This window comes from Limnoraphis robusta CS-951, from assembly GCF_000972705.2.
This window is the reverse complement of record NZ_LATL02000114.1, coordinates 21987-32616: the sequence shown is the minus strand read 5'-3', so window position 1 is coordinate 32616 and position 10630 is coordinate 21987. Positions and strand designations below refer to the sequence as shown.

The window sequence follows — 10630 nt, the reverse complement described above, 5'->3', positions numbered from 1 at the left end:
AGGAAAACTCGGCGACAGACGGGCTGTGGGGGGGTTAATTCAATGTCTGGACTGTTCTGATTATTATGTCCGAGAAGCCGCAGCCCAAGCGTTAGAGATGTTGGGGGATAGCAGTAGCATTCCGGCTTTGGTAAAATTGCTCGAGGGTGGGGTAGAAGCAGCTCAACAAGTGCCGGGAAAACCTCATCTAGTGCAGCCTTATGATGGGGTGATCGAGGCGTTGGGGACAATGGGCGCAACGGAAGCGACTTCTCAAATTCAGCCTTTTACAGAACATCCAGTGGCGCGGGTTCGCTGTGCGGCGTTGCGATCGCTCTATCAATTAACCGGAGACAATACTTACGGAGAACGTTTAACCCAAGTCCTACAAAGTAATGAGTTACAACTCAGACGAACGGTATTAATGGATCTCGGAGCAATTGGGTATATGAAAGCAGCAAAAGCGATTGCTGAAACGCTTGCTGAAAATAGTTTAAAATTAATTGCCTTACAAGGGATTTTAGAACATCATCTTAAACAAACCGATTCGATGTCTCTCTCAGAAGAAGCGATTGAAGTGATGAATTTAATGGATTCTTTATTATAGAAGGGAACAGGCAACAGGCAACAGGCAATCATGCAATCATGCAATTTTAAACTTCTGACTTCTGACTTCTGACTTCTGACTTCTTCGGAGTCCGGGGCGGGTTCCCCCTAAATCTCTGTATTCCCAGAACTAACTTCTATTAACCCGCCCTTCTTCACTTCTTCACAACCGATCTGGGAAAAGTACAGTTGAATTCGTCTATCGTAATGGAGCAATCTTGTCTGCGACCATAATCAAAGATTTGGTCGTAGGTGAATTGCGACCAACAAAAAAGACTCGGTTTTGGGAAGCCCGTCTCAAGTTTTCCTGTACAAAAGTCTAACGGGTTAACATGGCGGGGTAGAAGCATGGTATTATGCCCATATGCTGACAGTAACCTACGAATACAAGTTTTACCCCTCTCAAGAACAGATTGCCACCATCGAAGATATGCTGGCGGTCTGTAGAAAGGTGTGGAATTATGCCTTAAGAGAGCGGAAAGACTGGATAAACAGTAGGAAGTGTGCAATTAATTCTTGTTCATTACAACAAGAATACATCATCTCAGCAGATGCCCCTTACCCTAACTACAACGTACAAGCCGCGAATCAAACCTCTTTGAAGAAAACCAACCCAGAACTCAAAAAAGTAAATGCTCAAGTCTTACAGCAAGTCCTGAAGACTTTAGAGAGAGCATTTAACAATATGAAAGAGCAGGGTTACGGTTTTCCTCGCTTTAAAAATAAGTACCGAATGCGGTCATTCGTATTTCCTCAGTTGAAGACAAATCCAGTCTCTAATGATTGGATAAAACTACCTCAAATTGGATTAGTTCGGATGAGATTATCTCGTCCCATGACCGAGGGATTCAAGCTTAAGCAGGTACGGGTAGTTAGACGGGCAAGTGGGTATTTTGCCATGTTATCTCTGCAAAGTCCTGTAAATATCCCTGACACCGCGGCTTCTGGGCATCCGCTAGGGATTGATGTTGGACTTGATAAGTTCTTGGCAACTTCTGATGGTGAGTTGATTGAGCGTCCAAAGTTTTTCAACCAACTACACAGTAAGCTGAAATTGCTACAACGTAGACTTAAATTAAAAACATCCAGTTCAACCAATCGACATAAACTCAACCAGAAGATAGCAAGACTTCATCAAAAAATCTCAGACAGTCGAAAAGATTTTCACTTCAAGCTTGCTCATCATTTGTGTGACCAAGCAGGAATGATATTTGTTGAAGACTTAGACTTTAGAACCTGGGCTAAAGGAATGTTAGGCAAACATACTTTAGATGCTGGATTTGGTCAGTTCTTCAATATATTAGCTTGGGTGTGTTGGAAAAGGGGGGTTGATTTTGGCAAGGTTGACTACAGATATACGAGTCAAATTTGTCCTCATTGTGGAGCGCATACAGGTAAAAAAGACCTAGCTGAACGTATTCATAAATGTCGGTCATGCCAGTACGAAATCAACCGTGATGTTGCAGCAGCAAAAGTGATTTGTAACCGAGGTGTGACTGCGGTCGGGCAGATCGTAGAAGAAATTGACTGTGTAGGCGTACTGTCGGGGGTTGGTAACAGCCTAGATAAGTGCCGCAAAAGCAGTAAACCCAAATAGCGATGTTTGGGAATCCCTCTCTATAATCTCTGATTTAGAGAGGGAGGATGTCAAGTTCTAAGCATTCCTTAAACTGTTATATCAATAAAAATATTAATTTCTGAGCGCAAACCAGCGAAAATGACCCCTTCCGAACTTATTCATGCCGTTGAACAGGCAGATTCTGCTGAAAGCCTGTTAGAAGCTGTAAAAATGTTAGCAGAAACTCACTCTCCCGAAGCGATTCCCTCTTTAATTACGGTTCTCGGTTACAATAATCCGGGAGCTGCTGTTGCAGCAGTTGATGGGTTAATTGCGATCGGAGAACCCTCCGTTCAACCTTTACTTGAACAGTTAGATGGTTACAATTATGGAGCGAGAGCTTGGGCAATTCGGGCTTTATCTTCTATTGGTGATCCTCGGGGTTTAAACGTATTATTAGAAGCCGCAGGCGGTGATTTTGCGTTAAGTGTGCGTCGGGCAGCGGCGAGAGGTTTAGGAAATATTCATTGGCAACAAATGAACGCCCAAGAGGTTCCTGAAGCTCAAATTCAAGCGATTAATACGTTATTACAAGCTTCCCAAGATCCAGAATGGATTGTGCGATATGCAGCGATTGTGGGGTTAGAGGGATTAGCAAAGGAGATGAAAACTCGGCAGTGTGAATGTTTTGATCAGATTATACATCGTCTCGAAGAAATGATCAATTCTGACGAAACATTAGCTGTTCAAGCCCGAGCCAAGTTCGCTCAATCTTGTTTAGTTCAGTAAATTTTCTCTAATTTTCAAGTAACAAATTTAGGGGTTTAACTGTCAGATTATGATCTGATCTCATGTCCGGATACTCACTGACGATCTAACTTTAATAAACACTTGTGATAAAAATAGAAATAGAGGTTTTTTGCATTGAAAATTTTATCGGAACTAATCAAGCGGACATGATATAACCTCGCAGTTATTCTCCTTTTTATATAGCCTTTAGCTTTTTGAATTGGTTTGACTTCTTTGAATTGGTTTGACTTCATAACCAATAGCTTCTGATATAAGCTTACATTCTTCTTGGGTAACGTACCTTCTAACATACGCAGGAAACTTGCTAGGGATGTAAGTATCTTGTAACCACTGGTGAAATTTACCTAAGAGTTCAAAAGGATAAATATTAACTAATTGCACTCCTCTTTTGTCGGGATAGTAATGAGGGTATTGATCTATACTAGAAGTATCATAATTTTCTTCCTCTCGAAGCCAATGACACCATGCTCTTCCTACTGAAATATCAATAGTTGCCTTGTCATGCAAAGGCACTCCTTTAGCTTCTAAATCTCTCATTAATTTACTGATTTGTTCAAAAATGCACCATGTACCATTGGGTAATTTTGTTTTTTGCTCAAATAGAATTAAACGTTGATACCAGACACGTTGGTAAGGATGTAATAGCTCTGAAGTAGTAGGAGTTTGGCTTGTAAAAAGCCACTGCTCTACCCATTCAGAAACCATCATCTCAAACTCCGGTGAAAGCCACATGGCAAAAGAAACAGCAAGTTTTGGATGAATCCAAGTTTCTATCTTCTTACCTTGTCCCTTTTTTTGGACTAATTCGTACACTTCAAGTCCCGTTTTGTCAGATAAAAGCTCTACATATTCATTGGTTCTATCTTTCTCAAACCACTGGTTAGGGTTTTTATATTTACCTATTTTATTTTCGTATGCTCTTGCTAATTTAGTTGCACTAATATAACCATCAGACTTACGTTGACTGACGACTAATTCACCAACTTTATGTTCAAAATATTGTTGCATAATTACTCCTGTAATAATCTTAATATTATCAGTGGTAAACCTGGCTTAATGGCTATCATTATCTAGATCTAAACTAAGATTCTTCTCTGCTCGTCTTGTTATGTGAATAGCTCTGCTCTCAGAGAAGAATATTTGAGAAAATCAAAAAAGCCAATCCCCTGCCCCAATAGGCAAACAGATCCAGAAGCATAAGAGTATTGCGGGTTCTTTGAGTTTCATCTGATTAACCCAATTCTGAAGGATTGATCCCAACCTTAATCCCAGTCAATTTTAATTGCATTGGGTAGAATGCGTCAGACGACTAATTTTAACCCTAACGTTAACTATCTGACGCACCCTACTACTATTCGTCTTCGGAACCTACCATGATTCGCTGAAGTAAATTGAGGCCTTTCTTAACACGGCGAGAAACGGTAACAGCACTAATACCCAAACGTTCGGCAGTTTCCTTTTGAGTTAAATCGTAGAGGAAGACAAATTCTAGAACTTTCCGAGTGCCTTCTTCTAATTTGGCTAAGGCTTGTTGTAGGCGAATTTGATCTTCTTGAGCGAGTTGAAAGCTGCGATAACGGCTATCAGGAACCAATTCTCCCAGGCAAGTGGTGCCAAAGTCTTCATCTTGGACGGGAGCATCTAAACTTAATAGAGAACGATTACAGCCTGCGAGTTTAACTTGACTCCATTCGGTTTCGGTAATTCCCAAGCCTTCGGCAATTTCTGCATCGGTGGGCTGTCGCTTGAGTTTCACCTGTAGTTCTTGAGTCAGTTTCATTCCCTGACGCTGGAGAGTCAACCAATGTCGGGGAACTCGAAGCGGTAGACTCTTATCTCTGAGGTAATGCTGGATTTCTCCGCGAATATACGGAATGGCAAAGGAACTAAAGGCATGACCTTTGGACAAATCAAACCGTTCAATCGCCCGAATCAGTCCAATACAGCCGACTTGCAACAAGTCATCATAGTTTTCGGTGCATTGGTTTATCCAGTGGTGAACTTCTTTGCGAACGAGTCCGATATTAAGCTGTACAAGCTGATTACGGAGTTCTTTGGAGTGAGAACACTGATACTCACGCAATAATTCTAGAGTTTCGCACTTGATGGTGTTGGTGGCTTTGGCTAACATAGTAACGTCCTTTGTTTTAGGTAGAGCAAGCTTCTGGTGGATTTTTCCAGTCATTTCAGTCTGTCATTTAGACTGATGTGTGTTTCTATTCTTTTTTTTGTAATCCGTAAATTTACGGAGATGAATTTCTAAAGATTAGAAAACATCCATAAATTCACGTAGGTATAACACTGGTGATTTACAACTGTTGTAAAAGTGGAGATCTAATCGATTGCTCCAATGCCAAGTATAAACTAAAACGGCCTAGCTGACAAGAGTTAACCCTTGGTTATCAACCGGACAAAAGCCGGAGGTTACACGCTAAAAATCCCGAATTTTAGTCATAAAATTAACGTTAAAGTAGAGTATAAAAGTCAAAATTTTACTAAAGTTTATTAAACTCAAAAAGATGAAATGCGCTCCAATGAGCGATAAAGGATGAGTGACTTCAATAAAAAAGAGGGACAACTTGTCGTCCCTCCAAAGCTTGAGCGTGATTCGTCTACAGATTGAATAGAAGACTGGATCAGTCGGGAAAAAATAAGCTGACCAACCGCAGTTACAAAAAATAATCTACGACTATGACTTGCTAGGTTCTATACGAGCATAGAACAAACCTCGAACCTTAACTTCAACAGCTTCTTTTGCCCCTAAATCTGAATCTGAAGGTTGTTCGCTTTCAAAAATTCCGGCAATTTCGCCTGTGTCTCCATCAACTTTAGAAACTTGCAGAGAAATCTTACCGGCCTCAACTAAGGTATCAGCAAGCTTAATATTTGCTTCAGCGAAATTTTCGCCATCTGCGGTTGCGGGTAAAGCCACAGCATTATCATAACCGGTTGCTAAACCTCTACCCTTGGGATCGAGGAAAGTCGAACCCCGATAGGAAGGAACATCAAACACCCCTTCAAAATCTGTAGAGGTGTTAATACTCGAGACACTGGCTTGACTTTGAGCCACTAATCCTTTAATCGTGAACAAGAAAGGAACTTGTTCGCCACCGGGAAGCTGAACGGTAATCGGTTGGAAATCAATACCGTATTTTTCTTCAAAGGTGAGAGCGCCGTTTTTATCAAACTTTAATGGGCCACCCACCTGATCTAGACTATAAGTAAACCGAGTTAACAATCTACCCGGAACAAACTCCGCTTCTTTGCGTTTGCTGGTGGGTTCTTCTTTGACAAAATAACTGGTCGGTTGCAAACACATACCAGAAATTTCATAGGATTTGTTGGAATCCAGTGCTATCGAACCGCGAGCAGTTTCCGGTAAACTTGGACAGTTAACGGCTAAACCTGTGTTTCTGATGTCATCATAGGTCAGTAACTCTGGACTTTTTGTTTCTGGCCCTGATGAACAAGCGGTTAATACACTCAAGCAAAAAGCTAAAAGTGTAGCAACTAAAGCACGATATCTCATTTTTAACCTCAGTATCCCAAATCGATATGTAACATATTTTGAGTGACCTGTCGCCGTTGCCATCAACTTCAGAGATCACCAATCAAACACTTCGGTTGTCTGCTTTTTACGATGCTGATCCCGTACAATTGGGAATCTGATCACAGACTGTATCTCTTGTGCAATCGGGACTTTTAATGATCGCCCAATACAGAATTGTACATGGCTTGTGACTTTTTTTGTTGGCTAAAGTATGAATTCCTAGAAACCTAAGCTAAACTACTTAGGTCTATTTGCTTAGGACTTCAGACAAGCGGAAAAGGACGGGCAAACTTGTTCAGGCTTGCCAGATCCTAATCACAAACCCGAGAATTGAGAAATATATAGAGTAAGCAGCAGCTATGAGAGACAATAACATTAACTTGGAATTAGAACCCTTTCAGTCTCAATTGCAATCGATCAGCCAGACGATTCACTCTATTAGCCAGGAGGCTGAAGGGGATACAATGGCACTGTTGGCAGTGCTGCGAACTTTAGAACGTCTGCATCGGGAAATTCGCGAGGGTTGCTTTCGAGAAGCTTTGCCTGATAACCGTCAGGCACTCTATGCTTTGTTAAAAGAGATTGAGTCTCATGGAGGCTGGCCCTATATTCCCCGAGCTTCATTGAGATCGCTCTTAGAAAAGCTCTCTGTTGAGGCTGAAGACACTTCTGCGCCCGTTGAGGAGAATTAACCCATTTCCCCCGTTCTGGGGCGTAGATGCCTGGGATTGCTCCTTTCTCACCCTGAGTTACTCACTGATCATTTATTGTGAATGTAGACCTGATTTTACAACGCTTTCAACGCTTTGGGGTTGATCTCGGTTTAGAACGGATTCAAAAGTTGCTGATCTGTTTAGATAACCCCCATCAGCGAGTCCCGATTATTCATGTCGCTGGCACGAATGGCAAAGGTTCTGTTTGTGCTTATCTCTCGGCGATTCTAACCCAAGCGGGCTATCGAGTGGGACGCTACATTTCCCCTCATTTGGTAGACTGGACTGAACGAATTTGCATTAATGAACAGCCGATTTCTACACCCGATCTCGAACGAGTGCTTTCAGAAGTCGTTGCGGCGATTGACCCAAACGAACCTTCACCGACTCAGTTTGAGGTGATTACCGCCGCCGCATGGCTGTATTTTGCCCAACAACAGGTTGATATTGCAGTCATTGAAGTGGGGTTAGGCGGACGACTGGATGCAACGAATGTTTGCGATCGCCCATTAGTCACTGCTATTGTTTCGATTAGTCGCGAACATTGGCAACGTTTAGGCCCGACTCTCGCTGACATCGCTAGGGAAAAAGCAGGGATTCTCAAACCCGGTTGTGCGGCGGTGATTGGCAAACTTCCCCCGGAAGCCAAAACCGTTGTTGAACAACGTATTCAGGAGTTAAACTGTCCGACAGTTTGGGTAGAAGCGGCTGTTCCCCAGACAGAGAAAACACCGGATGGGTTGACAACGGCTATCTATCAAGACATTGAATATCCTTTACCTTTGTTGGGACAGGTTCAATTACTCAATTCAGCGATCGCGATCGCTACTATAAAATTACTCCAACAACAAGGCTGGCAGATTTCGCCTCAAGCCATTAGAGAGGGAATGGCAAAAACTCGCTGGTTAGGACGCTTACAATGGACAACTTGGGGCGATCGCAGACTGTTAGTAGATGGCGCTCACAATCCGGCGGCCGCTCTAGTTTTGCGTCAGTATATTGATAGTATAAACGGTCAATTTGGGGATGATGTCCCAAAACCGATCACTTGGGTGATGGGAATGTTGTCTACTAAAGATCATGCAGATATCTTTGAGGCTTTGTTGCGTCCAGGAGATCGGCTGTATTTAGTTCCAGTTCCCGAACATAGTAGTGCTGAACCGGAAGAATTAGCGGCTTTGAGTCGCAGTATTTGTCCGAATTTAAAAGCCTCTGAAGTTTATCCGGATTTGGTTCCCGCTTTAGACGCAGCGATCGCTGAATCTGAAAATTTAGTGGTCTTGTGTGGATCTCTGTATCTAGTGGGTTATTTTTTAAGCCTTCAGAATTCAACCCATCATCCCCAATCTATCTCTAATCCCTAATTTTTGATGAGATTGTGTCGTGTTTATCCCTCTATTGATTCTCACACTTGGAATTAGTCCCGCATTTATTTATTGGTGGTTTCGACGACGAATTGAAACCCGTGTAATGGGTCAGCTTTCAACGAGGGGAACTGGTGTAGCCGTGACTCATTGGCGGCGACCTAACTTACCGCCTGATGCCGAATATGTAGAGGGAGTGGGCTATTTAATTGGTGATATTACTTGCCAGTATAATGCACGTTCGTCTTATATTCGGTGTGCGGTGAATCCATCTGGGCCTTGTCAAGATTGTCGTTTTTATCAGGCAAAATCGATTGGGGAGGATGAATAAATCTAGACTTTCCCTCTGCAAGTTGGATAATCCAGGTCAAGAAACTCGTACATCCGCTCTATAGCCTTAAATTTTTCCAAAGAGCGATCGCCATCTATTGTACTGATATTTGTCCGCAGATCTACTTATCCGCTCAAAAACCTCGCTCACCGAGTCACCCGTCGTTTTTGCTGTTGGGCTTTGCGGCTCAAACCTATGACTAATCAGGCTTTACAGTCTGTTGCCTCTCAAAAATTTTTCAGAGATCAAGAGGGTTAGACGAAGCCAATCAAGACTATTTTGGATCTAAATTTCATCACTAACTGTGAAAAGATACGATAAACTTGCCTATTACAAAGCAGTTTATGCTAGAACAGCCATCAGTTCTAAAGTTTGAGAACACAGGCTGAAATAGCTTCAGGAGGTACATTAGCATGAACAAAGAACAGCTTGTCCAAGAAACTGCATTTAAAGCAGGAGTAACCAAAAAACAAGCAGACGCGATTATCTCAGCCATCTGTGAATCCATTATGGACGCAGTTGCAAAGGGTGACAAGGTAACGCTAGTTGGGTTTGGTTCGTTCGAGGCAAGACATCGCAAGGCGCGTGAAGGTCGTAACCCGAGTACCGGACAGCCGATGACCATTCCAGAAACGACGGTTCCTGCTTTTTCCGCAGGGAAAGCGTTTAAAGAGATGGTGGCTGAAGAGTCGGACGAAAGCGTAGCCTAAACTCAATTATCGGGGTTCACAAGAGATTGTGCGCTTTGATTGACTCCCATGCTAGGTTCGTTGATTGATCTTCGGCTTGGCTTGGGAGAAGTCTTTTCAGTTAAAAGTTTTGTAGGAGTAATTCCTGAATTACCCGTACAAGTGACCAGTTGTTTCAGTTAACAGTAAGCTGGTCACTGTTTTCTAAGACCCCTGAAATCAATTAGCTATTGGGGGTTTGTATTGATGCTAATTGAGCTTCTAATTCTTGAATACGGGTTTGTAAAGGCGCGATCATTTCAGTGACTTGCGCCTCAGAATATTTAATCGGAATATGTTGAGGACAATTCCAATCCCAAGCTTCAACATGAATTAAAATGGCTCGTTCGCAAGAGGCTTCATATCCAGGTACACGCAATTGTTCAAGCAAATTGGGATTATTATATTCAACTGTTGCGCGTCCCCAAATTTTTAAGCGACGGCGATTGGTATAATCCATTAAAAACAGAAAAACGCGATCATTGACTGATAAATTTCCTAGACTCAAATATTGACAATTTCCTTCAAAATCTGCAAATCCTAACGTTTTCTCATCCAAAATTTTCAGGAACCCGATCGGCCCACCCCGAAACTGAATATAAGGCCAGCCATTTTCATTCACTGTCCCCATGTAAAAGCTATCACGGGCTTGAATAAACTCAACTAATCGGGGAATTAACGTGTCATTTTCAGGGCCGCTTTCTTCCATTCGGTTATACATTTCTCGAGAACCGTAGCGTTCTTGAATGGCTTTTACTGCCGGGGTAAACGCAATCTCTGCAAATTTACGAGGCATGGTTTTCTCCCTGATTGAATAGAGGATTAATGCTTAATCAATGTCGTTGAACTATTCAAGCATTCTGTTGGTAAAACTTCTTGTTCTCCTCCCCAACCCATGACCGTAAATTGCAGCGCATCATCCCTCTTTTCGGAGTCATAATCTAAACCTAGAAAATACTTTTTGATGACATTCATCCAAAACATGATATAC

General features: G+C 42.3%; 12 protein-coding genes. 7 read left to right on the top strand and 5 right to left on the bottom strand.

What is annotated here, in order from left to right; genetic code table 11:
• The 3 genes from WN50_RS10290 to WN50_RS10280 all read left to right on the top strand — a co-directional run.
• A partial coding sequence (locus tag WN50_RS10290) for a HEAT repeat domain-containing protein (protein ID WP_049559008.1) occupies nucleotides 1–586 on the top strand: 586 nt, incomplete at its 5' end.
• A 363-nt stretch (nucleotides 587–949) separates the two neighbouring features.
• Complete coding sequence (locus WN50_RS10285) at nucleotides 950–2182, top strand: RNA-guided endonuclease InsQ/TnpB family protein (RefSeq protein ID WP_049559003.1); 1233 nt, start codon at nucleotides 950–952, stop codon at nucleotides 2180–2182.
• A 120-nt stretch (nucleotides 2183–2302) separates the two neighbouring features.
• A complete protein-coding gene (locus WN50_RS10280) occupies nucleotides 2303–2932 on the top strand; it encodes a C-phycocyanin alpha-cysteine-84 phycocyanobilin lyase subunit CpcF (protein ID WP_046278994.1) in 630 nt (209 codons plus the stop codon).
• Between the two features lie 207 nt (nucleotides 2933–3139).
• Here WN50_RS10280 and WN50_RS10275 read toward each other — a convergent pair whose 3' ends face one another.
• The 3 genes from WN50_RS10275 to psbO all read right to left on the bottom strand — a co-directional run bounded on the left by WN50_RS10275 (nucleotide 3140) and on the right by psbO (nucleotide 6482).
• A complete protein-coding gene (locus WN50_RS10275) occupies nucleotides 3140–3961 on the bottom strand; it encodes a KilA-N domain-containing protein (RefSeq protein WP_049559000.1) in 822 nt (273 codons plus the stop codon).
• A 343-nt stretch (nucleotides 3962–4304) separates the two neighbouring features.
• On the bottom strand, nucleotides 4305–5084 hold the full coding sequence (locus WN50_RS10270; protein WP_046278993.1) for an RNA polymerase sigma factor SigF: 780 nt from the start codon (nucleotides 5082–5084) through the stop codon (nucleotides 4305–4307).
• A 558-nt stretch (nucleotides 5085–5642) separates the two neighbouring features.
• Nucleotides 5643–6482, bottom strand: coding sequence for a photosystem II manganese-stabilizing polypeptide (gene psbO, locus WN50_RS10265; protein ID WP_046278992.1), 840 nt, complete (start codon nucleotides 6480–6482; stop codon nucleotides 5643–5645).
• 380 nt (nucleotides 6483–6862) lie between these two features.
• Here psbO and WN50_RS10260 point away from each other — a divergent pair, with 380 nt between their 5' ends.
• The 4 genes from WN50_RS10260 to WN50_RS10245 all read left to right on the top strand — a co-directional run bounded on the left by WN50_RS10260 (nucleotide 6863) and on the right by WN50_RS10245 (nucleotide 9621).
• On the top strand, nucleotides 6863–7195 hold the full coding sequence (locus WN50_RS10260) for a hypothetical protein (protein WP_046278991.1): 333 nt from the start codon (nucleotides 6863–6865) through the stop codon (nucleotides 7193–7195).
• 77 nt (nucleotides 7196–7272) lie between these two features.
• Nucleotides 7273–8580 (top strand): bifunctional folylpolyglutamate synthase/dihydrofolate synthase, encoded by a 1308-nt coding sequence (locus WN50_RS10255; RefSeq protein WP_046278990.1) that lies wholly within the window; start codon nucleotides 7273–7275, stop codon nucleotides 8578–8580.
• Between the two features lie 19 nt (nucleotides 8581–8599).
• Nucleotides 8600–8911, top strand: a complete 312-nt coding sequence (locus WN50_RS10250) for a DUF6464 family protein (RefSeq protein ID WP_046278989.1) — start codon at nucleotides 8600–8602, stop codon at nucleotides 8909–8911.
• Between the two features lie 413 nt (nucleotides 8912–9324).
• Entirely contained in the window at nucleotides 9325–9621 is a 297-nt protein-coding gene (locus WN50_RS10245) for an HU family DNA-binding protein (RefSeq protein WP_046278988.1), read from the top strand.
• A 202-nt stretch (nucleotides 9622–9823) separates the two neighbouring features.
• On the opposite strand, the gene WN50_RS10240 is transcribed toward WN50_RS10245, so the two are convergent.
• Nucleotides 9824–10435 (bottom strand): pyridoxamine 5'-phosphate oxidase family protein, encoded by a 612-nt coding sequence (locus WN50_RS10240; protein WP_046278987.1) that lies wholly within the window; start codon nucleotides 10433–10435, stop codon nucleotides 9824–9826.
• A 26-nt stretch (nucleotides 10436–10461) separates the two neighbouring features.
• Nucleotides 10462–10623 carry a hypothetical protein gene (locus tag WN50_RS34615; RefSeq protein ID WP_160315365.1) on the bottom strand — a complete coding sequence of 54 codons (162 nt, stop codon included), beginning with the start codon at nucleotides 10621–10623 and terminating at the stop codon, nucleotides 10462–10464.
• Nucleotides 10624–10630: the final 7 nt, after the last annotated feature.

What these genes read in the sequence shown, in the direction of transcription:
- WN50_RS10260 (WP_046278991.1), top strand. Translation starts at nt 6,863, where the DNA reads ATGAGAGACAATAACATTAACTTGGAATTAGAACCCTTTCAGTCTCAA.
- WN50_RS10275 (WP_049559000.1), bottom strand. Translation starts at nt 3,961, where the DNA reads ATGCAACAATATTTTGAACATAAAGTTGGTGAATTAGTCGTCAGTCAA.
- WN50_RS10240 (WP_046278987.1), bottom strand. Translation starts at nt 10,435, where the DNA reads ATGCCTCGTAAATTTGCAGAGATTGCGTTTACCCCGGCAGTAAAAGCC.
- WN50_RS10270 (WP_046278993.1), bottom strand. Translation starts at nt 5,084, where the DNA reads ATGTTAGCCAAAGCCACCAACACCATCAAGTGCGAAACTCTAGAATTA.
- WN50_RS10245 (WP_046278988.1), top strand. Translation starts at nt 9,325, where the DNA reads ATGAACAAAGAACAGCTTGTCCAAGAAACTGCATTTAAAGCAGGAGTA.
- WN50_RS10285 (WP_049559003.1), top strand. Translation starts at nt 950, where the DNA reads ATGCTGACAGTAACCTACGAATACAAGTTTTACCCCTCTCAAGAACAG.
- WN50_RS10280 (WP_046278994.1), top strand. Translation starts at nt 2,303, where the DNA reads ATGACCCCTTCCGAACTTATTCATGCCGTTGAACAGGCAGATTCTGCT.
- WN50_RS34615 (WP_160315365.1), bottom strand. Translation starts at nt 10,623, where the DNA reads ATGTTTTGGATGAATGTCATCAAAAAGTATTTTCTAGGTTTAGATTAT.
- psbO (WP_046278992.1), bottom strand. Translation starts at nt 6,482, where the DNA reads ATGAGATATCGTGCTTTAGTTGCTACACTTTTAGCTTTTTGCTTGAGT.